Raw genomic sequence first — 21,518 nt, 5'->3', positions numbered from 1 at the left:
TGATCATGACGATGTTCCTTTCACAACGTAATGGTTGTTATCAAGTTGATAACGCCATTCTTCGATATTTTTTGTAAATTCAGTCAACTGTTCTGGCGTAAAGATAGTCGGAATTTGATGCAGAACGCGGGGATCGTAAAAACGCAATAATGCCGTTTCACCGGTCTTTAACCGGACATTTAAATATGATTCGAGATGACGGGTCAGTTTGTCCAATGACAATGTTGAATACAGCCAGGAAACCGCCGGTGCGGCACTTTCCAACCTTAAGAATTTTTCTTCCCATTCTGAGGCCCGACTCATATCAAACAACCATGGCCCGGCGAAAGCGATTTCAGCATCCGGAAATTGCCGGAACAGCGGATTATTAATATCACCAAGGTAAGTGAGTTCTTTATCAAAGTGGCGCTCGTACTGTAAACCATCAACCAGTGCATACAGCTTCATCTCTGGATAGGTTTCCCGGTGTCTCTGCCATTTTTCCTTTAATATGGTTGTCATCATTACCCCCTCATGACCATAACAGAACCGGTTGATGCTGCTTCTATCAGGCAGGATAGACAAATTTTTTCCGAGGGTGCGGTGACCATTTTTTCAGCCTGAGCCACATTAATGGGTGCCAGTTTGTCTAATATATCCGGCAACTTGCCACCCCAGCCTGAACCGCTACCGGGTGCGCCACTGCCCAGGTTAATGGCGGCACTGCTGCTGATACCGCCGGCATCTATTTTCAGGAAATGACCGGCGGCCTGTAGGGTCAGCTCGCTGCCTGCGTCAATCACGACTTTGGTGCCAGAACGGAGGTGAATTTCATTACCACTTTGAGTCAATATAGCGTCATCGGCCTTGATATGCAGTTTTTGGCCGGTGGATAAGGAGATATCGTTGCCCGCCAGTACCCGGTATTCATTATCAATGCGTAAATGGGCATCATTTTTAATGTGATGTGTCCGGTTATGGCCAATATTATGGGTTTCATCATTGAGAATGTGTTTATTCATGTCCTTTTGGGCATGAATAAACACTTCTTCACTGCCTTTCGCATCCTCAAACCGCAGTTCGTTAAAGCCTTTGCCTTTATGGGTTTTGGTCTTGAAGGTCGTGCGGGTTTTCTGTGCCGGTAAGTCCAGTGGCGGGCGGTTCAGGCCGTTATACACACAGCCCGTCACGATCGGCCGATCAATATCGCCGTTGAGGTAGGAGATAATCACCTCCTGCCCGATGCGCGGTATCGCCATAAAGCCAAAGCCATGACCATTCCAGCCCTGTGCGACTCGCACCCAGCAGGATGCGCCATCATCCGCCTTGTCGTAACGGTTCCAGTGGAAATGCACTTTTATCGCTCCGTCTTTATTGACGAAGATTTCTTCTCCTTCGGGACCCACGACGATGGCGGTTTCATCGCCATCTGCTAAAGGCTTGTAATAGAACGGCGGACGCCAGTCGGCGAGACCGTCGATAAAACTGAACTGGTTGGAGAGTGTCGTGCCATCACCGCCATCATGACCCAGTGCCTGTGGGCAGCGGCCGTGATGGCTGATACCGACAATCTGCCAGCGGGCATTGAGCGGGGCGTGCGGATGACTTTTTATTTCGAAGATTTTGCCCGGCATCAGTTTGATGCAGTTACTGCTGCCACTGCCGGTTTTTTTCTGGTTATCCAGTGCTTCATGACGGTATTTGAGAAACGGTTTGGCGGCGGCATCTTTCTGAAAACGCCCGTAGCTTTCAAACACGGTATACGGGGTTTGGGTACCAAAATCGCGGAAACCTTCGCTGCTGGTCATATGGGAAAGGTGATAACGCGGATTGTCGTAATTAAAGTCTTTGTGGAGACTGCGCTGCGGACTCATCCCGACCCCCAGTCGTACCTGATAAATCGTATCTATCCCATGGGCGGTTTCCGGTTGCGGGCTGTACGTCAGTGGCAGGCCGGCGGTCATCCCGAGATGGCTGTCACTGAAAAACAGCGTTTCATCCTCAAACCAGAAACTGATCCCCTCTTCTGCGGCTAATCGGCTGAAAAACCCATAATCGGATTCGCGTTTCTGGGTCACGTATTCCCGGTCCTGATGGGGGTCATAGAGCTTCGAATCCGCCCGCACTTTGTGCTTTTTCAGCAGACCATTCAGGATAGCGGGCACATTTTGCTGATGGAATATCCGGCTTTCCTGATTGAGCGTCAGGCGCCAGAGTGCCGGGCGAACGGTCAGGGTATAAAGGGTTTTATTGCCGTCGGTACCGGCCCAGTCAGCGTGAGAGATGATACCGGTGATTTTACGCTGCACCTGTACGCCGTGAAAGATTTGCAACTCCGCTTCCTGCATCAGTAAAGCGGTCAAATCCACCTCGTCTAACGGCTTGAACGGATTCAGGCTATGGGTTTTGACCAGTGTCAGGTTCAGGATAAACAGCTCGGATAACCCCTCCTGCAGGGAAAACTCCCCCACGCTGAACGTATCCCCGGGAAGCCCCGCGACCTGAAAAGTAAACCGCAATCCACTTTTGGCGGCGGGCAGCCTGTCAATGATATTCTTCATCATGTTTTGCTTGACTCCTTGTTGTGATGGTTTGATGGCTTACATATCTCTGCGCGTACCATAGACTTCCTTAAATGTCCACAAGACGCCGCGAGTGTCTGGGGTATACACATCCAGCCTGACGAAGGTGGACTGGCTGATAAAACATGCCATGGCTTCATTGATTAACCGGCAGAAGCGGTACATTTCTCCCGGATTGTGGTAACAGTCAGGGTTGAGCGTGAGTCCTACCCAGTGACCGCGGACAGGACGTCCCCGCTTCATACGATCGGTAAGGTGTTCTTCCACCCGGACAATGCCGTCGATATGCCGGCGGATATGGCGGCTCAGCGGGCGATTGAGTTCGGGGTAAGGGTCAAACAGGCGGAGAAACTGTTTCAGGCTGTCGGTGGCAAATAACAACACCGGCGGGCTGGAGAGGCAGGAAAGCAACGGCCAGCCGGAATTGTCCTGCAACAGGGATGGGTAATCGGCGGAGACGGGGAGAATATTGTGTACATTGAGATGGGCCGGGGAACCTTCCTGCGTGAGGGTAATTTCACCGGGTTTTAAGGTGATGGCCTGCGTGTGATAGCCCAGAATATCACCCACGACGGACAGGGCAGGCAGGTGTTGAGCCAGTTTGCCGGTCAGGTCAAAAAAATGCAGCTGGTGCGTGAGCCTGCCCAGTAAATCACGCTCGTTCTGGAGCAAATAATAAAGCGTCTCCGGCTCCCCGTCTTCCGCCAGACTGGGCGATGACGGCGTAAACTGGTCGATGGGCAGATAACGGTAGGGCGAACCCCGTTGCTGTGTTTCATCAGGTTGCTGAACCACCTGAATATCGCGCAGCCGGAACAACTGCACGGACTCGCCAAGAAGCAAGGGATAACGATGATTGCCTTCATTCAGCGGGAGGGGAAGGCTGGTCAGGGTTTCCAGATGAATGGCCGGAACACAGTGCAGTATAAAAGCATCGTCGACATTATCCAGCGGCAACTCACCTTCAAAACGAAAAACCAGCTCAAAGCTGCCGTCGGCATTTAACGGAATTTCCCGGCAACTGTCACTGATATCCACCGTCATAAAGTTATACAGGTGGGGCAGTGCATAATATTCCAGCAGTAATTGCAGGCCGGCATAAGTGCGATTTCCCATCGGCAGGAGGAGAGCATCGAACAGGTTATGCCAGCCATAAGGGAAACTATTCAGTTTGCGTTGTTCTCCCTGCGTTCTGAGGTGCATATCACAGATATGCTGATCCAGCCACAAAGTTAATTGTGCTGCCCGTTCATTGTCCGTACCGAGGAAAAAAGACAGTGATCCGCTTTGCCAGACAGGGGAAGGCGTGCCTGTCTGGCAAAGCGTCAGCACTATCTCACTGTGTGTGCCGGTTTTCTTCACTGTCCTGTCCCGCACGATAAGGGGTTCGATATGCAGGGAACGGCAGGTTTTAAAGGTGAGTAACTGCCCGTTGACATCGGCGGAAACCGGCGTGCCTGCCGGGATGTCAACGGTGCCCTGATGTTCTCCGTCGGTGGGATGAAACTGCATGACTGTTGTGGGCGGAATGGGACTCAGGGCTGACGGCCAGATACGGGACAGAATGCCGTGGGTAATTTCGGGGAGATCATCCTCAATTTTATCCCGTAAGCGGGCAATCAATAGGGCAAACGCTTCGAAAACACGTTCAGTATCGGGATCATGGGATGAGGTCAGAAAATCGGCCAGATGAGGCGACTCTTTCGCCACGCGTTGAGCCAGTTCCCGCAGATAGGCTCTTTCTTGCAGGTACATAGACTCCTTGTTGTTTTTCATTGGATTTCTCTTTTTATTTTAATGTACCGATGAATAATTAATCGGCATGTTATGCGTAAAGTTTATATAAAATCAGCACTCTGTCAGAAATGGCGGCTCATTGTACGGGATTATTAATTAGTATGTTTAATGAAATTTAATTTTCTGATGATTTGGGAAAAATCTTAGCCACTCTACCCGTCATGGTGGAAAGGGCACTGAGATTGGAGTGTTTTTTCACATTCTGCAAAAATGAATTGTTTGCTGACTTTTGTGCCGGCTTTCTTCACGCTGCTCTGACGTTTTATGACATGGAAAGGACACGATGAAAAAGCCGGGTTTACTGCTCCTGATGGGATGGATGGTGTCACTGTCCGTCGGTGCAAAAACGGTGATCTATACTGACAGTCAGCACCTGCCGGTTAATTTGCCCCCTGAGACACGGGTCATTTGGCTGGATGCACCGGAGCAACAGCAAAGGCAAATCTTTGCACACCTTCCTGCAGACTCACAACAGGCGGCAACTCAGGCCCGGGCCATCCTTCAGTCTCCTCAGTGGCGCGGGCAGGAACAGCAACTTATCAACGCTTATCGTGCTGTTGTCCATGCCTGGCAATCCGGTGTGCGCAAATACCCGGCGGTGGTATTTGATGATCGTGATGTGGTGTATGGTACGGCCGATATGGCCAAAGCGACGGCGCTCAGGGAGCAGCATCAGCCATGAATACGTCACGCTTTGCTTTTCCGGTGGTTATCACGCTGGCTGTGGCATGTGCGCCTGTCACACAAGCCGCCATCAATACCGCCCAAATCGTGGCCGGCAGTGTCTCGCCCGCCTGTATTCAGTGGCGGGTCAGTGGCATTTGTTACTGGCTGTTTTGTTCCTGGCACGGCTGCACGGTGAAAACCTCGGTCAAAGTGACCCATTTCCTGCCGCAGGCGGTGGTCTCCACCTATCATGCTCCCGGTGGGAACCCGTGGTCTGAAATGGCGCAAATCAGCCCGTTATCCGGCGGACTGGAAAATGCGGTGACGGGGGCGTTATCCGGCCTGACCACCGGAGGCGGCAATCACACGGTTCAGATTGCCGGGAAGCAGAGTCCCCGTCTGCGTTTCAAATACGCCGATGCTATCGGGCATCCCGCTACCACTCTGATTGGCGGACAAATCCCGGGGTATTCCTGTCGCAGTGCGGCCACACCGCTGATGCCTTATTTTCTCAGTACGCTGGATACTGTCGCGTGGCGCAGCGGACTGCCGGAGTCGCTTTATCCTGAAGCGCTTATCCCCGGTCTGCGAGAACTGGGCAGCCAGCCGGCGGGCAATATGTGGGGCAATCTCTACCCCCGTTCCGGTTTTGTCACGCAGGTTGATGAGGATAAAGCCGCTGCCGTGGTGGCACAGCGGGTGGCGGACATTATCACCCGTACCGGGCAGCCCCATGTTTATCAGCCACTGGCCGGGCAACGCCGTGACGGCTACTGGCCGCCAGCCCCGGTTACCGAAAATACCGGCACGAAAAATCACCAATGGCAACGGTTGTCACCACAGTTAAGTCAGTCCTGTGCGGTGTTCCCGGATGGCAGCCACACGGCGGCGGCAGACAGCAATCAGGCGTATGCCCTGTGGCAGCCCTACAGCTGTTGCCAGCGGCGCGGGCAACGTTTTCTCGGCAGTACGGACATATAAGGAAAAAATGGAATGATAAGAAAACCGGGACTGCTGATTGCGGGTGGGCTGGCACTCGTTACCGCTCAGGTTCAGGCATCAGAACTGTCGGTTTCCTTACCGGCAGTTACTCACAGTGCACTGGGCTATGGTGCACAGAGCAGCGGGGCAGTCTCCGATACGCTGTTCTACACCCTCGGTGGCGGCTCGGTGATTTCTGAACCAGCCAGTCGTGGGGGTTCAACCAGGCTGGCCGGGCTGGAACTCGGCTGGAGTTCGGATTTGATGTGCGGCAATTTTGATTTAAAAACCACGGTCAGTAATCAGCTCAACGGTATTACGGCGGGCATGAAAAACCTGATGAGCGAAGTCATTCAGGGTGCCACCGGGGCGGTCGCCAGTCTCCCCGCCATGATAATCCAGCGGGCCAATCCGGGGCTGTATGACATGCTGACCAACGGGGTATTGCAGGCCAATGTCGCGTTCGACAAAGCCCAGTTCAACTGTCAAAACATGGCCAGAAAAATGGTGGATTTTGCGCAAAACAACAAATGGAGCCAATCGGCCGCTTTACAGGAGTACAAAAATCAGGTCAACAGCGGGGATGCTGACGCGGTACGGGCCAATAATGCCGGCACCAAAGCCACCGGGACGGGCGGGCATCCGTGGATTGGCGGCCGGAAGCAGGGCGGCAAAGGGCAGAGCGCCATTCGTCCGACCCGTGATTTAGCCAGTGCCGGGTTTAATATGATGAACCATCAGCCGGTACTGAGCACCGCCGCCATCCGGCATCAGGATTGCAGCGGTAGCAGCTGCACCAAATTCAGCAGTGCGCGTGAGGCGGCAGAAGCCGTCGTCAACGTATTGGGCGACCGGGCAATCCGTACTTGTGCCAACGCGGTGGAGTGCATCAGCGGCGGGGAAGCGTACCAACCGGGCGCGACGGTTGCCGGCACGGGTTTTGCACCGATGCTGGAAGCACAGACTCAGGCCAATATGGAACAGCTGGTGAAGCTGGTTAACGGAACGGAAAAACCGACGGCGGCAAATCTGGCCAAACTAAAAACCGGCAGCCTGACCGTCACCCGGGGCGTGATTCAGGCGTTGCAGCGTGACCCGGACAATGCCGCGCTGACGGCACGTCTGGCGGGTGAACTGGCGATGGCAGAGACCACGGAGACGGCATTGCTGATGCGCCGGATGCTTATTACCGGCATGTCCGAACCCAATGCCGCCGCGCAAACCGAAGCCCTGAACGAGGGCGAACGGCGGATTGCGGCGCTGGACAGGGAAATCAATGCCCTGAAAAATGAAATGACGCTGAAACGCGAATTGGCGCGTAATTCCATCCTGACCATTATTGAGCGGGAAAACCACCGGATTGAAGCACACCCGCAGAAACACGTGACGGAAAGCAGTGATAAGCGTTTCTATCAACTGGAAAATCCGGCAAACCGGGTGACGGGAAGGTAAGTGATGACCGGTAACGCAAAAGCATCGTCCAGGCTGAAAAAAGGCGCTGGCATCGTGCTGGCTATTGCGGCAGTGATAATCCTTACGTTGCTGACGGGCTGGGCAGGGATGCGCTATCCCGAACACCTGTTCGCCTTTCGTCACCGGATGGAAAACCATCAATCGCTGTGGCTGGTCTGGCGGTTAAGCCTTTATGCGCTGTTGGGCTGGGGCAGCCGGAAGATTTTTCAGGCAACGCAACATAAACCCGCGTACCGGACACCGTTGATCCGTATGATGACGGCCAGTCTGCTGTTTATCCTGCTGTGTGAATACGTCCTGTCAGGCAGCATGGGGGGCAGCGCATGACGACAAACAGTTATCTGGAATACTTTCTGACCCTGCTCGGCTGGGTGGTGAATAATGGCTTGTGGCAGGTACTGATTGCCACCGGGCTGTTTACCGTGCCGTTGTTGTTTAAAATCATGGCGCTGTGGCTGAAAATCCGTGAAGACAGCGTGGAAGAAGGCAATGCGGGGCTCCAGTCGCTCTCCCGTCTCGAAAATATCCTGTACGGGGCGTTCTTTGTCATGATCGCCTGTTGCGTCCCGCTGGTTCAGGTGAGCCTCAGTACCCTGCAATATGATCCGTCCCGGGCCAAAACCTGCGGCACCTGGACGCCGAAATCACCGCAGGAAACGGGGTATGCGCCGGTGATTTCCAGTCTGGGCGAACACACGGCTGCCGTGCCGGTCTGGTGGGCGGTGGTGCACCGGTTATCGAAAGGACTAACCCAGGCGGCGATTGCTTCCGTGCCCTGCCGGCCGGATTTGCGGCAACTGCGTTTTGAGGTGCAGCATACCCGTATTGCCAACGCCGCACTGGCAGCAGAATTGCAGGATTTTACCCACGATTGCTATGCCCTGGCGCTTTATCAGTGGAAACAACGCGATCAGGGACAAACTGGTGATCCCGCGGTGCTGCAGGATATCGACTGGCTGGGGAGTCAGACCTTCCTGTCAGGGGATTACACTACCCTGCAATCACGCACACCCCGGGCACATTTTCCGTGGATGGCGAGCCGGGACAGCGGCCGGCCCGATACCGGCCGGGGCGGCTATCCGACCTGTAAAGTCTGGTGGTCAGCCCCGCAAACCGGACTGGAAGCCCGGGTGCTGGCACAGGCCGATCCGGGGCTGTGGTTGCGTTTGTCGGCAGCCCTGAAAATGCTGGGCAAGGGAAGCCGTGAATATAAAGAGGCGGTGATCCGTCGTCTGGTCAGTCCGGTCAACCTGACGGTATCACAGGAGGGGTATGTCTACGCGGGTTATGGCGGTAATGCCGATTTTACGGTCTGGAACGGCTCTAACCGGGCCGGGGCCTCTGCGGGGGTGATGTTGGGTGGCCTGCTTGCTTACCCGATGCTGGATGCCGTGCGGCAGGCGCTGCCGATGGTGCAGGCCGTTCTCCTGATGGCGCTGTATATCCTGCTGCCGTTGATCCTGCTGTTGGCTGCCTATGAATTTAAGACCGTCCTGACGCTGACATTTGTGATTTTTGCGCTGAATTTCCTCACCTTCTGGTGGGAGCTGGCCCGCTGGCTGGACAGTTACCTGCTGGATGCGCTGTACGGTTCAGAAACCCACAGCCTGTTTAATCTGGCCGGGTTGCAGAACACCTCGGATGATTTAATCATGGCGCTGGTGATGGGGATGCTGTTTATTGTCCTGCCGATGGTCTGGCTGGGTGCACTGGCCTGGGCGGGGGTGAGAATGGGCGATATCAGCGGCATGATGAACCAGGGCGTGGGACAGGTCAGGCAGTCAGCCGGGATGTTCGGACAGATAGTGATGCAGAAGATGATGTCGAAAGGAAAGTAGTCAAGCCAGGGGAAAACTTAAGGGACAGGGCGTTATCCCTTAAGCAGAGTGTGAATGGTATGTGAGTTTTATTTTTTCGCCTGTTTAACCTGTTTATCATTGTCCCGATAATTAAATATCAGATAAATATTCTTAACGGTGCAGGTCAGTGAGTTATTTAAATAACATTCCAAAATAGTGCTACACCTTGTACAACGTAAGCCCTTTGTATTCAAATGGTTGAAGGCACTATGTGTAGCAGCATTATGAAATCCTATTTAATGCAAATATAATATTTTTCTTAATTCAGGGCGGTTTTATATTCCTTTTCTATTTTTTCATATTGGAATTGTATTAACTCAATATTCATGAAGTACATCACAAAAAGCAAATAACTTAATGTTATTTCATTCAATATGACTTACACTAAAAACGTTATACTTGAGATGTTCTATTACATTAACTCTCTTGTTTCTGGTAGTAGACAATTTATAGAAGCCTCAATGGTCGAAGCCATTGAGGCTTCGCCGTTTATGATAATGAAAATAAACAAGGCCGGACCCGACTTACCTATTCAGTTTAGTTTTTTTGCTATTGAATTAATAATGAAATCGGTTAAATTGGAACATCTTTAATATATTCTAAAATGGATCAGGGAAAGTGATGAGCGATACCGATAAAAAGGATAAGAGCAAGAAAATTCAAAAACAATCCAGTCATTTTATTCCTTATAAAACGACGTATGATTTGCGTTTAAATAAAAGAGAACCCAATTTAATCAACATACTGATGCAGATTCAGGGTTATGAATATGGCTTTTTGACGGTGTTAGGTGTCCGCCCTTTATCGCAACGGGGTAACCATAAAAACAGTGCCATCTATGTCGTGCGGTGCCGATGTGGTAAATACGCCGTCAGGACGCTCAAGGCAATCAGAAATCCGGCTAATGTGACTGACATGTGTGAGCATTGTCTTCACCTGTACAACCTGAGGCGCAGAAACCTCTTTCTCACTGAGGGAAAAGAGGTTGGTTTGTCAGAGTTAACCGGTATTAAATATAAAAAAACTTTAGAAATTAAAGAATAAGGAAGCCAGATTGCGCTTCGACGTTGAATGCCCAGCATACACCTTATTCTCTCTCCGTAAGATCAGTTTGTCAGAGATGATAAAAGGGACATTTGACCCGGCCTGATACAAAGGCTACCATCCTGAATGTGACTACCTGTGATCTGATCGCCTGCAAGGATCACCTCTTCTGAGTGGCGAAAACAAAACTCTCGTAGCCTGCAAGGGAGAGCAAGATTGCGGTACATCTGCGCACTTTTGGAAGCAGATATCGTCAGACAACAACCCTCCGTCCGGCGATGAAAGTTACCCGGTGTTATTCACAACCGGCTTATCACGCAATACGGGCAGAGCATTCTTTGCCTCGTTCCGAAAAACATTAACCTGCGTTTTGAACACTGACAATAAACGTCCTGATCTCTGTACAGCGATTGCGCGAAAAGATCAGAGGGCGTCAATGATTTCAGCGTCCACTGTTATGCGGCGTCACTTGCGTAACAGCGCAGAGATTACCAAGTGACGCCGCAAAGCGGCCAACGTCCAGAGCACGTCCGGTCTGGCTTTGCGACCGATTTGAACCCTGCATTACTCAGTGAAACCACTAAAAATAGACCATTAACCACCCTGTTGTTTGATTGATAAACGATCGTCATATCTGATTTTCAACCCACTGCCTGATAGCAGGCTGATGCAGTAAAAATTAAGGAGAAATTCATCACGTCAAGATAATGAGGCGTTCATCCTGAGCTGATCAGACCCTGAACGGGGAGCATGTCATCGCTGTGCTGAGCACGTCGCGAGCTCCTGCAATAACTCAACACAATCCCGCCCTGCTACACATTGTCTGACGCACCACGGAACGGTGAACCTGAACCGACACGCAGGGAATTGTTTTAAAAACGACTAAAAATGAAAAAGTAGCAAGAGAGGCGGGAATGGCGCAGGGATCGACACGTTCAAAGGTTGAGCAGTTCAGAAAAGCCTTTATCACGCATGCCCGACAGGCGGGCGGAAGTTTTGTTACGGTGGCGGATCGTGAGCGTATGGCCCGGCAGTTCCTTGATTATTTGAAAAACAATGGCATCAAACTCCGGCAAATGGATAGCCTGAAGGTGAAATATATTGAGCGCTATATGGCTGAGCGCAAAGCCAACAATCTCAGTCACCGGACACTGCAAAATGAAATGTCGGTGCTGCGAGCTATTTTAACGCAGGCCGGAAAGCACAAGCTGGCTGATCCCGAGAATGACCGTCTGAGTAACCGGGCATTGGGTATCGCTGAGACGAGCCGCAAGGGAACAAAAATTACGCTGACACCGGCTGCATTCCGGGACATTTTTCAGCAGGTGGAGCAAAAAGACCGGAGCGTGGCAGCGGTGATGCAACTGGCGTATGTGCTGGGGCTGCGCACCAAAGAAGCGGTGGAAGCCTACAAATCGTTAGCGACCTGGAAGAAAGCACTGGAAAACGGGCATACGTCTGTGCGGGTGGTGTTCGGTACTAAAGGTGGACGGTCTCGACAGACGACCATATTGGATCGGGCAGCGCTGCAACATGCCATTGCCTATGCGGAGCAAGAGCAGGCAGGACATAGCGGCAAACTGATTGATAAGCCGACGATCACTCAGGCCATAGACCGTTACCGCTATATTGTCAGACGTGCAGGACTGAGCGGCAATAAAGCGCCACACAGTATGCGTTATCATTTTGCTCAGCAATCCGGAGAGCATTATATAGCGCAAGGATTCAGTGAGCGGGAAGCGCTGGCACTGGTCTCGATGGATTTAGGACATGGTGACGGGCGAGGACGTTATATTCGGCAGGTGTATTACCAGAATATTGAGGGTGAATAAGTTGTATTGGAGCACACAGGGTCTGCTTCTCTGGTCATTGGAATATGAGCAAAGCAATCTTGAATCTTAGGTTATTATTAATATGTTATCAATAACTCGCTTCTGGACATAAATCATTTAGAGTAAAACCCGAATAAATCCAATTATTCGGGTTCTAGTCTTAATGAATAAAGACAAACGTGAATGGTTAGCTCATAAAGTGACTAATTATGCAAAATACATTTAACTCTATCGAATGTAGCGTATCTAATCTGTGGCACCCTGCAAAATAAACTCCCGCAGTAGCTTGTTCAGTTCAATATTGACTTTAGGTGGCGTTAGCTTTGTGCCTAATTTATCTTCTAGATAGGCCTTAGCTTTGGCTTTATCCACTGTTGCCTTAAGTGCATCAAAACGACCATAATCGTTTAAGTTAGCGGCGGTGAGATTTCCTTTCGTTAGTTTTTTAAGCTGCTTACCATCAAGTCCCAAAGCATCGACCATTACCTGCAAGGCTTTATCTTCTTCCTCTGCTTGAGCACGGGTAATGTAATCCTGTAAGGATCTGCCTGCTTCGATGATTAAATTACCTGCTTGTACATCAAGCAGTAGCTTGTTTGCCTGTTTTTGTTCCGCTTGGCTTAAGGTAGCAAAGGATTTATGCAGTTCATCAAGCGTTTGTTGCATCTCCTCTGACGTGACATTCGGTTGATCGCATTGCTTAAGAAATTTGGTGAACTGAGCGTTCATATAGTTATGATCAATTCGCCCCGTGTTTTGCTTGGTTAAATAGCCCAAAATGGCATAAGGCACAGCAGGCGCACTGCCACCATTACCCGAAGAGGATGACAACTCTTTATAACGTTGTAACATCGCTTGATACTGATTCTCATCAAAATCAATATCCACGGTATTACCCGTTTCTTCAAATGAATAGCTGTTTTCCTGCCAGTTAAAACCTTGAACTTTTGCCGCCTCTAAGGTTTTGCTGAACTCATTAAACAGGCTGGCAAACTTAGCACGAGTCTCTTCATCTTTTGGTAACTGACTAAAATCGCTGATCTTCGCGTTTTTGAAAATGATTTCTATTTCGGCAAATTTTTCATTGAGAGAATGCAAGTTATCTTCCAATTTCTCCACAAATACACCATAAGGACGGTCTCCAGAATAGAGTTTGAGCGCTTTATTGATGTTGAGTTCCATAGTGTGCGGTTTGCGATAATAACGGATGTTGCCAAAAGGTTTATCGATACCAAACAATCGGTTAGTGCGAGAAAACGCTTGAATGATATTTGCATACTCAAGTTCTTTATCCAAATACAGGGTATTCACCCATTTGGAGTCATAACCGGTGAGCATCTGAGCAACAACAATCAGTAAATGTAATTGCTGGTCCGGTTGTTGTTCGACATATTGATAAGGCTTTTTGTGTGCAAGACGTGTCGCAATATCCTTTTTAAATTGCGCATGAGTGGGTAAGGTATAGGTCGTATTGTAGGTTTTGTTATAGTCCTCAATAACCTCAACTAACCCAGCCTCTTTAGTCACGGCGTTACCTTTGTTATCAAGATTAGGATCAAACAACGCTGTTATCTTCAGTTGAGGAGCTTGCTGTTTGAATAATCGATAATACTGTAAGGCATCAGTAATACTGTGTGTGGCAAAAATGCCATGAAATTGATTACCACGGCTAAAACGTACCCAGTTAGCCAGAATATCATTAATGACTTGCTGTTTATGCTCTATGCGATCATATTGCGTGGCAGGCAGTAATTCTTCAATGCCTCGCACTTTTTTACCATTGATTTCTTGGGTCGCCATTGGCACTCGAGCACTGTCCATGTACTTTTCATAAATTTTAGTTTTTGCAGTGTCAGCAAACACTTCAGCAACACTCGTTGCTTTGGCTTTTTCAAGCGCAACCGCCTCGCGTAAGTCATCATCACGATACGTCATCACTTTGCAAGGGTCGAACCCCAGCACGTTACCATCTCGAATACCATCCGCAATGCTATAACGATGTAACTCATCACCAAAAATCGTACTGGTTGTGCTGTCCTTCTTCTGGTTTTCTTCTTGGATTGGCGTTCCCGTAAAGCCAAAGAACACCGCATTAGGGAAAGTGGCTTTGATGATAGAAAGCATATCGCCAAAGGTTGATCGATGGGCTTCGTCGACAATGAACACAATGCGCTTTTGATTAATACAGTCGATATCCGCAGTTTTTAATTGTCCTTCATCGTGGATGTTGCTCATCTTTTGAATTGAAGTCACAATCAAGCCATCGCTTGGCTTTATGCTTTTCAGTTTGGCGATCAGAACATGGGTATTTTCTGTTCCTTGCACATCATCACTGGCATCGGCAAAGCTACGATATTCTTCTAAGGATTGTGTTCCTAACTCGATGCGGTCCATCAAAAACACCACTTTATCGGCATCGCCAGAGTTAGCAATCAGTTGCGCAGACTTAAAGCTGGTCATGGTTTTACCCGAGCCAGTGGTATGCCAAATGTAGCCACCTTTATTTTTAATAGACCAGTCCAGGCTGGCGACTTTACTTGAAATAGCATTCGCAGCGTAATACTGATAGCTGCGCATCACTTTAAGAATGCCATCGGCATTGTCGGCAACGGTATAAAAACCAATTAACTGGTGAGCCATCGGGATGGATAGTAACCCTTCGATCACTTTCTGCCAGTGGTTGATGGGTTCATTAGAAAAATCGGCCCACTGGAAGTGGTAATCATGATTAAAGATCCCGTCCTTTCCAGGGTTAGCAAAATACAAGGTGTTATCTGGATTCATTGCAACAAACACCTGCACTAACGCCATGATGCCGCCGCTAAAATGCCCTTCATGTGTGTATTTTTCTATCTGGTTACACGCTTCAATCACTGGGACGCCAGAACGTTTGAGTTCAAGGTGGATAACGGGCATGCCATTAATCAGCAACAAAAGATCACCGCGCCTATCGTGCTGGACGGCACTTTTGCGCTCAAATCGAGGTTGCTGAACAATTTGATACCGGCTTTTCCCCGCGGCTATTTCTTGGCGGTCGTAAATATTGAGACTGATCTCTTTGCCATAGTGCAGGGTGTCCGCGGCATTGTCACGTTTAATAGAGACCGTTTTACCGTTAATAAAACCATTTAGCTTGAGTGGTGTTTTAAGCGCAATGATTTGCTCTATAATTTGCTGCATCTCACTCTGGCTGAGTGGCACATTGTTTAGGCGATCAATGCTGTTGTTATTTTGATAAAGAATATCCGCCCAATTTTGCAGCAAATCGGCTTCGGTGAGATTGGTTAAAACCTTATCTTCCCAGCCTTTCTTGCATAGCTCGGAGATAACATCTTGTTCAAATTGGGCTTCACTAGTGTAGGTCACAGCTTATCCTTAGCGTACAGTCTAAAAAGCTCAGTTACCTTTGGTTTATGAGTGGTAACAGATAAAATTGATATCAGAGTGCGCCCCTAAACTAACGTGGTGAGCGCATCCTATTGGGTATTGATTTAGTGCTTAAACAAACATTTTTTCTAAGCACGCTTGCTTAATATTTTTCAGCTTATTAATGTGTTGCTGTTGAAGGGCTATTAAACGATCAAGGTTTTGGAAATAGTGACCAATCTTTTCTTGTTCTTCGTGGCTAGGAAAATGAAAAATCAGTTTCTTTATGATAGTTCCTGATAAATTCCCTTGACCACCTTGTAAATATGTATTGATTATTTCTTGCTTCTTCCACCTTAGCGATAGAGCTACAAATCGAGATGTGTAACCACTTTGGGGTTTGATCGCTAGGATAGCTTGGTTAATTGCCCCATGTATTTTTGAAATAGCAACTTCACCACTTGTAGCACCATATAAAGCGTATAAAACGCAACCTTTATCAACTAATTTTGCAGAAGAGTTATTAAGCCCTTCGGGAGTAATATATAATGCAGTTGCATTACTATCAATTTCACCTGAGCGGATAAAAGGAATCTCACCTCCATAATATTCAGATATACCAACGGTTGGGGTACCTCCTGAATAGCTCTCAGTAATCTCGCCAAGTATCTTACTCTCCCAATCCCCACTAAACCCAGCAAAACGCACTTCTGGCACTTTTGCTCCCGCTTTTGGGAACATCTTACCCAGCATTGACTTTTTTAACTGCTGCAACTTGGTATATTTTGATTGATGGAGTTTTAGTTGCTGATCGATCTTTTGGAAAAAAGTACCGATTTGTTTTTTTTCTTGCTCTATCGCCGAGAAATAAAACTCCATTTCTTTAAAAGCACCAGTCGTAATCTGGTTGATAGTTGCACCGAGGTTCTTCTCTACCGCTTTATTAAAAAGTGAAGTATCAAGTAGTGCATTAATAAAACTGGATTGTTCAGTACGAATTCCTGTCATAAATGCGCCAATCACAGTGTTTGGCATGTGAGTTAATACTGGAGCATGCTTTCCAATTAACGATCTGGAGCCATTTCGCACAACAACAACAATATCACCAATTTTAACATTACTACAGTTAACAACCTTTGACTTAACATACACATTGTCTTCAAAGGCTAATTGACCATTTTTTACGTTTGATGAACGTAGAACTAATGTGCCATAGCTGCTAGTAACATCACTTGGTGAGTAAGTTAAACCACTGAAAAACTCTACGACTTCACCTAATTTTTTATTTTCCCAATCTCCAATAAAATCGGTAAAACGCAGAGCAGGTTGCAACGCTTTTTCCTTACTCATCGGCACCACCTTGCGACTTTTCACCAGAAAGGAACTGTTGCAGTTCTTTTAAGCCTCGCATATCAAAATCACTACCTTGTAACTCGCCCATCATTGCCGCCAAGCTTCGCTCCACTTGTTGGGTTTTTTGAGCAATATCAGCATACGTTTGTGCATACTTTTCTGCCAAAGTTTCTAGCTTACTGGTCAGTTGTTGCAGGACCTGATTTGGCAGTTTATCTAGGGAGCTAACAATTGGTTTTATCCATTTAAGCAGCAATAGATGATCAATTTCATCTTGAGTTAAGTTTTCGATTTTTTTACGTGCTGCTTCCAGCAAAGCTTCATTGGCGGCTTTGAGGTTTGTCTTCAGTGATTTTTCTTCTGTTTGTAATTTGTCTACGGCAAGCAATTTGCTTTCAAAGCTGTCATCATCAAATGTTTCGCCTTTCTTTTTGTCGGCTTTGATTTGTTTCACTTCTTTGTTCAACGCTGCGGTAACAAATGCGGTTTTGTCGTCATTAACACATTCCGCTTCTTTATCGTCTTCGCTAAGCGAATCGAAGATCTCTTGAACCTTGGATTCGATGCTTTGCAAACGCTCTGCCATTACTTGGATTTTTGCTAGGTCTTTTGCAAAGTAGGTTTTTTCAACCAACGCAAAGGGGAAGATGCGACCAAACCAACCGTCTTGAACTTGAACGTCTTTACCTTTTTGCTTTTTGGTCACCATATTCGGTTCAACTACTTTACAGGTATTCATACCTTCGGTTTGGATCATTTCCAAATCCGCACTGAGTTGCTGCCATTGATCATCAAGCAATTGATAAGCATCGTATTTATCAATCAGTGCGATCCCTTCTAAACGGCGGAAAATCTCTTCACTGATGATATCTTGTTGGCGCGAAGGTTTGACTTGTAACAGCTCTTTAATCAAGCTCTTTGTCAAATAAGCCTCAAAATCACTAAAAGCTTTTTGATACGTTGCCATAAATTGCTGCACATCACAGTCAGCTTCAATCTCTGCTCTCACATCGGCAACTTTTAATGCTGAGTAATTACTGGATGTTAGTTTAAACAGGCTTGCCTTGAGGTTAGGCATCGATTGCCAATAGTGTTTTAGCGCATCCAGTTCGTTATTAGGGATACCACCAAACATAGAGGCGTAAATATCCCAACTTTCCGCTGCATCTGAAGAATCCACATAACGCGGAATATTGAGGTTATAACCATTATCGCGAATGGTGTCACGGCTAACTAAGGCTGCAAATTTTTCCTGTGGTTTACGAGTGACCACAGCATCCACAATACGTTTTATGTCGCAAGCGCGAAGTTTGTTGTTCTTACCCTCTTTGACGAACCCTTTTGAGGCGTCGATGATCAATACATCGTCATTGTTACGTGTTTGCTTAAGCACCAAAATAATGGTTGGAATGCCCGTACCGAAGAAGATATTTGCCGGTAAGCCGATAATGGCATCAATATGATTCTTTTCAATGAGGTTCTCACGGATCTTTCCTTCATCACCACCACGGAATAATACCCCGTGTGGTAAAACGATGGTCATAATGCCATCGGGTTTCAAGTGGTACAGATCGTGTAGCAAGAATGCATAATCTGCCTTCGTTTTTGGCGCTAAACCAAAAGGCGAATAGCGAGGGTCTTTGTCTTTAAATTCTGGGTCCCACTTTTGTGAATAAGGAGGGTTAGAGACAACCGCATCCACACGCATCGGTTCATGGGTTTTATCTTCATCCAGAGGCCAATCGTCTTCGAGTGTATCGGCGTTACGGGTGATGATGTTATTTGGCAAAATACCACGCATAAACAAGTTCATACGAGTTAAGTTATAGGTGTTTTGCTTGAGCTCTTGCGCGTAATAACGGATGTTATTTTCACCATCAAGACGTCTTTCTACCGATTGACCGATGTTGATCAACAGAGAACCGGAACCACTGGTTGGATCGTAAATTTTGATATGTTTGTGGTTTTTCAGGTGCTCAGCCATAATTTCTGACATCAATACCGAGACTTCATGGGGAGTGTAGAATTCTCCGGCTTTTTTCCCCGCATTCGCAGCAAACGAACTGATCAGGTATTCGTAGATAAAACCAAGCACATCATAATCATGCTTGTCTTTCATCGGAATACCATCAATCAGGTGAATCAGATTCATCGCCGCTTTGGTTTGTGCTGCTGCACTTTCACCCAACTTGCTTAGTCCTGTTTCCAGGGTAGTAAAAATACCGTCAAACAAGTCTTTATGATCTGGATTAATCAAGCGGCTGAACGCCGATAACGCATCACGCACATAAGCAATGTCGAAATCTTTACCATCACTGATCCAAGTTGAGAACAGATTGTCATAAGCGATGAAGTAACCTAATTCGTCTTGAATGTATTTGAGGGTGTCGGTATCGCCCTCATTCAATTCCTTGATCGATTGCTCATCAAATTCGTTTTGGATTAAGAACTGAATTTGCTTATCAGACAAAAATTTATAAAAAATGAAGCCTAAGATATAATCTTTGTAATCGTTTGCTTCGATTTTAGAACGCATTTGGTTAGCCGATTCCCAAATCTTGGCGGCCAGTTGTTGTTTATTCATGTTTTACTCTAATTACTATTCATCAATGACTGAGCAATGCGCTTAAATGAGGCAAAGCAGGTATCGAAATCGGGTGTTTCTGTATCAAACACCATTGGGGTGACAAAGTCTGTAAACCTTTGAATAAACAGCGGGTTAGACTCTAGCTCTTGCAAACCTAGCTGTAATTCTTGGACAGGGTTGGCAACAAACTCCGCATGCTGATTACCAAATCGCATAACGTCTTCTTGTAACACGGTTTGGAAAAGGGGCATAAGAGTTTCAAAATCAAGTTTCTGCTCTGCGTCAATACAATGTACATCGTAGATATGGCGTATCAACGTAGCATCATCTTTGCGCTCAAAATCTCGTTTGACTAGCATGGTACGGCGCAGCATAGAAATGACTTTCTCCACCAAAGTGGATTGAACGGAGATACAAGAAAATGCGTTGACTTCGTGAGGCTGATGATACAGCTCAGCAACCAGTGATTGAATGCTACGCTGTTCTATTTGAAGCAGAGGTATGGTCTCCATGAGTTCCAGTTTAATGATTGGGCGCAAGCAAGGTGCTTGTCTAAATTGCTGTGGGTATTTCAGTTCATATTCGACGTAGCGGTATTCATCACGGGCTTTTTTTTCTTTAATAGAAAAATGGCTTGATTGGTGAGTTAGAGATTTTTCTATTTGTTGCACCAGAGCTTTACGTGTCGCCTTGCGCTTGTCACGACCGAATGAGTTAAATGCATCCGTTGGGATGAGTTTGATGTCGACATCTTCCGACATCCTGAGGATTTTTACATTGGATTTAGCCAGTGCCGTCCCGCCAGAAAAGACCATTTGATGCGTATCAAAAGCAAGCTTTGCTAACTCAGCAAGCAAAGCCACTACCCAGTAATCTTTTTCAATAATGGCTGGGTTTCCGAGCTCTAAGGCATCGGAAACCTCTAAGAATTGATCTTTTAATTTTTTCATTTTTAACTTGGTGAGTTAAGTACGCGATTACCAACAACCAGCTTGCGATTAAATTGCTTAGGATTCCACGAATACTGCACAGATGAAGGGATTTGTGTGCTATTACCGGAAAGACTTTGCAACGATAGACTATCTACTTCGAAGTCTACGCCTTTCATCTTAAGAATTTCACGTAAAATCGCATCGGTGCCACCAGGATTCGTTGGCATTAGGCGACCTGTGAGGCTGTTCTTACGTGCTTTAGTATACAGGCCATATCCGATTTTCATCAGTTCACCTTGCTTGATCAATTGATTAAGCGCACGGCCGATCTGGTCATAACTGGCAATGTCTTCAAAATCTTTGCGTTCAAAGACGTAACGTCTCGAACGTTTCAACTTTTGATTGATTCGATCTGCTGCTGTCATAGGACCTCCTTCTTTATGTATAGGAAGTATACACTAGAGGAAATAAAACAGGAATAAATACGACATCATCTCAAGAATAGATACGGCATTAAAACTAAAATAATATTTTTAAAATATTGATTTATGGCAAATATTGTTAATTTTAATGAATGTCATATCGAAATATTAAACATAATGACCTTGTTTATGAATCAATATTTTCGGATAGTTTCAGAGCATCTTCAATTTCAACACCCAAATACCGAATTGTGTTATCGAGTTTGACATGCCCGAGTAAGAGCTGAACTGCCCGAATATTTTTAGTTCTGGCATAAATCAAAGTTGCTTTGGTTCTTCTCATCGAATGAGTTCCATATAGATATTCATCATACCCAGGTTCTCTTGCCTATCGTCGAATTATGCTGGCGTAATAACTATAACTCATAGGATTACCGATTTTACGGGGACTGGGAAAAAGATAATCAGAAGTAGTTAACCTTCGAAGTGATACCCACAGTGTAATGGATTGAGCTGTTTTTGAGGTTATTTTAAATTGAACATCGCGATTAGTCTTGTTTTGCCGATAAAACACTCTGTTAATGGATAACACCATTATTAATAATATCACGAACCTTGATCCTGAGTAGATCACATGATCTCAAC

The 21,518-nt window shown here is 47.1% G+C and carries 17 protein-coding genes; 7 read left to right on the top strand and 10 right to left on the bottom strand.

The window, feature by feature from the left end; translation table 11 throughout:
• Positions 1-3: 3 nt before the first annotated feature.
• From PSI22_RS16325 to tssF, 3 genes are read right to left on the bottom strand one after another with little or no spacing between them, the layout of a single operon-like run.
• Complete coding sequence (locus PSI22_RS16325) at positions 4-501, bottom strand: DUF4123 domain-containing protein (RefSeq protein WP_273580665.1); 498 nt, start codon at positions 499-501, stop codon at positions 4-6.
• Between the two features lie 2 nt (positions 502-503).
• Entirely contained in the window at positions 504-2,543 is a 2,040-nt protein-coding gene (gene tssI / locus PSI22_RS16320; protein ID WP_273580664.1) for a type VI secretion system tip protein TssI/VgrG, read from the bottom strand.
• Between the two features lie 36 nt (positions 2,544-2,579).
• Positions 2,580-4,337, bottom strand: coding sequence for a type VI secretion system baseplate subunit TssF (gene tssF / locus PSI22_RS16315; protein WP_273580663.1), 1,758 nt, complete (start codon positions 4,335-4,337; stop codon positions 2,580-2,582).
• A 304-nt stretch (positions 4,338-4,641) separates the two neighbouring features.
• On the opposite strand from tssF, the gene PSI22_RS16310 reads away from it, so the two are divergent.
• From PSI22_RS16310 to PSI22_RS16285, 6 genes are all read left to right on the top strand, one after another.
• A complete protein-coding gene (locus PSI22_RS16310; RefSeq protein ID WP_273580662.1) occupies positions 4,642-5,040 on the top strand; it encodes a TIGR03757 family integrating conjugative element protein in 399 nt (132 codons plus the stop codon).
• Entirely contained in the window at positions 5,037-6,005 is a 969-nt protein-coding gene (locus PSI22_RS16305; protein ID WP_273580661.1) for a TIGR03756 family integrating conjugative element protein, read from the top strand. The genes PSI22_RS16310 and PSI22_RS16305 overlap by 4 nt, the downstream gene beginning before the upstream one ends.
• 12 nt (positions 6,006-6,017) lie before the next feature.
• Complete coding sequence (locus tag PSI22_RS16300; protein WP_273580660.1) at positions 6,018-7,457, top strand: integrating conjugative element protein; 1,440 nt, start codon at positions 6,018-6,020, stop codon at positions 7,455-7,457.
• A 3-nt stretch (positions 7,458-7,460) separates the two neighbouring features.
• A complete protein-coding gene (locus PSI22_RS16295) occupies positions 7,461-7,805 on the top strand; it encodes a hypothetical protein (RefSeq protein ID WP_273580659.1) in 345 nt (114 codons plus the stop codon).
• Complete coding sequence (locus PSI22_RS16290; RefSeq protein WP_273580658.1) at positions 7,802-9,316, top strand: conjugal transfer protein TraG N-terminal domain-containing protein; 1,515 nt, start codon at positions 7,802-7,804, stop codon at positions 9,314-9,316. The genes PSI22_RS16295 and PSI22_RS16290 overlap by 4 nt, the downstream gene beginning before the upstream one ends.
• Before the next feature lie 642 nt (positions 9,317-9,958).
• Positions 9,959-10,381: a hypothetical protein gene (locus PSI22_RS16285; RefSeq protein ID WP_038216507.1), complete on the top strand. Its 423-nt coding sequence runs from the start codon at positions 9,959-9,961 to the stop codon at positions 10,379-10,381.
• A gap of 442 nt (positions 10,382-10,823) precedes the next feature.
• On the opposite strand, the gene PSI22_RS16280 is transcribed toward PSI22_RS16285, so the two are convergent.
• Complete coding sequence (locus PSI22_RS16280; RefSeq protein WP_273580657.1) at positions 10,824-10,946, bottom strand: hypothetical protein; 123 nt, start codon at positions 10,944-10,946, stop codon at positions 10,824-10,826.
• A 349-nt stretch (positions 10,947-11,295) separates the two neighbouring features.
• Here PSI22_RS16280 and PSI22_RS16275 point away from each other — a divergent pair, with 349 nt between their 5' ends.
• On the top strand, positions 11,296-12,213 hold the full coding sequence (locus PSI22_RS16275; protein ID WP_273580656.1) for an integrase domain-containing protein: 918 nt from the start codon (positions 11,296-11,298) through the stop codon (positions 12,211-12,213).
• Between the two features lie 246 nt (positions 12,214-12,459).
• Here PSI22_RS16275 and PSI22_RS16270 read toward each other — a convergent pair whose 3' ends face one another.
• From PSI22_RS16270 to PSI22_RS16245, 6 genes are all read right to left on the bottom strand, one after another.
• Positions 12,460-15,579, bottom strand: coding sequence for a type I restriction endonuclease subunit R (locus tag PSI22_RS16270; RefSeq protein ID WP_273580655.1), 3,120 nt, complete (start codon positions 15,577-15,579; stop codon positions 12,460-12,462).
• A 132-nt stretch (positions 15,580-15,711) separates the two neighbouring features.
• Positions 15,712-16,929 carry a restriction endonuclease subunit S gene (locus PSI22_RS16265; RefSeq protein WP_273580654.1) on the bottom strand — a complete coding sequence of 406 codons (1,218 nt, stop codon included), beginning with the start codon at positions 16,927-16,929 and terminating at the stop codon, positions 15,712-15,714.
• Complete coding sequence (locus PSI22_RS16260) at positions 16,922-19,516, bottom strand: type I restriction-modification system subunit M (RefSeq protein WP_273580653.1); 2,595 nt, start codon at positions 19,514-19,516, stop codon at positions 16,922-16,924. The genes PSI22_RS16265 and PSI22_RS16260 overlap by 8 nt, the downstream gene beginning before the upstream one ends.
• Before the next feature lie 8 nt (positions 19,517-19,524).
• Entirely contained in the window at positions 19,525-20,469 is a 945-nt protein-coding gene (locus PSI22_RS16255; RefSeq protein ID WP_273580652.1) for a nucleotidyl transferase AbiEii/AbiGii toxin family protein, read from the bottom strand.
• 2 nt (positions 20,470-20,471) lie between these two features.
• On the bottom strand, positions 20,472-20,876 hold the full coding sequence (locus PSI22_RS16250) for a DUF6088 family protein (protein WP_038189491.1): 405 nt from the start codon (positions 20,874-20,876) through the stop codon (positions 20,472-20,474).
• 184 nt (positions 20,877-21,060) lie between these two features.
• Positions 21,061-21,216, bottom strand: a complete 156-nt coding sequence (locus PSI22_RS16245) for a site-specific integrase (RefSeq protein ID WP_038189488.1) — start codon at positions 21,214-21,216, stop codon at positions 21,061-21,063.
• Positions 21,217-21,518: the final 302 nt, after the last annotated feature.

It is taken from the genome of Xenorhabdus aichiensis (genome assembly GCF_028598775.1).
GTDB lineage: Bacteria > Pseudomonadota > Gammaproteobacteria > Enterobacterales > Enterobacteriaceae > Xenorhabdus > Xenorhabdus bovienii.
Note: the sequence above shows the minus strand (reverse complement) of the source record. Positions and strands in the feature narration are given on the sequence as shown.

Excerpts from the sequence above, each read along its gene's own strand:
- PSI22_RS16250 (WP_038189491.1), bottom strand. The coding sequence starts at position 20,876 with ATGACAGCAGCAGATCGAATCAATCAAAAGTTGAAACGTTCGAGACGT.
- PSI22_RS16295 (WP_273580659.1), top strand. The coding sequence starts at position 7,461 with ATGACCGGTAACGCAAAAGCATCGTCCAGGCTGAAAAAAGGCGCTGGC.
- PSI22_RS16290 (WP_273580658.1), top strand. The coding sequence starts at position 7,802 with ATGACGACAAACAGTTATCTGGAATACTTTCTGACCCTGCTCGGCTGG.
- PSI22_RS16300 (WP_273580660.1), top strand. The coding sequence starts at position 6,018 with ATGATAAGAAAACCGGGACTGCTGATTGCGGGTGGGCTGGCACTCGTT.
- PSI22_RS16325 (WP_273580665.1), bottom strand. The coding sequence starts at position 501 with ATGACAACCATATTAAAGGAAAAATGGCAGAGACACCGGGAAACCTAT.
- tssI (WP_273580664.1), bottom strand. The coding sequence starts at position 2,543 with ATGATGAAGAATATCATTGACAGGCTGCCCGCCGCCAAAAGTGGATTG.
- tssF (WP_273580663.1), bottom strand. The coding sequence starts at position 4,337 with ATGAAAAACAACAAGGAGTCTATGTACCTGCAAGAAAGAGCCTATCTG.
- PSI22_RS16310 (WP_273580662.1), top strand. The coding sequence starts at position 4,642 with ATGAAAAAGCCGGGTTTACTGCTCCTGATGGGATGGATGGTGTCACTG.
- PSI22_RS16255 (WP_273580652.1), bottom strand. The coding sequence starts at position 20,469 with ATGAAAAAATTAAAAGATCAATTCTTAGAGGTTTCCGATGCCTTAGAG.
- PSI22_RS16280 (WP_273580657.1), bottom strand. The coding sequence starts at position 10,946 with ATGCAGGGTTCAAATCGGTCGCAAAGCCAGACCGGACGTGCTCTGGAC.
- PSI22_RS16260 (WP_273580653.1), bottom strand. The coding sequence starts at position 19,516 with ATGAATAAACAACAACTGGCCGCCAAGATTTGGGAATCGGCTAACCAA.
- PSI22_RS16265 (WP_273580654.1), bottom strand. The coding sequence starts at position 16,929 with ATGAGTAAGGAAAAAGCGTTGCAACCTGCTCTGCGTTTTACCGATTTT.
- PSI22_RS16245 (WP_038189488.1), bottom strand. The coding sequence starts at position 21,216 with ATGAGAAGAACCAAAGCAACTTTGATTTATGCCAGAACTAAAAATATT.
- PSI22_RS16285 (WP_038216507.1), top strand. The coding sequence starts at position 9,959 with ATGAGCGATACCGATAAAAAGGATAAGAGCAAGAAAATTCAAAAACAA.
- PSI22_RS16305 (WP_273580661.1), top strand. The coding sequence starts at position 5,037 with ATGAATACGTCACGCTTTGCTTTTCCGGTGGTTATCACGCTGGCTGTG.
- PSI22_RS16275 (WP_273580656.1), top strand. The coding sequence starts at position 11,296 with ATGGCGCAGGGATCGACACGTTCAAAGGTTGAGCAGTTCAGAAAAGCC.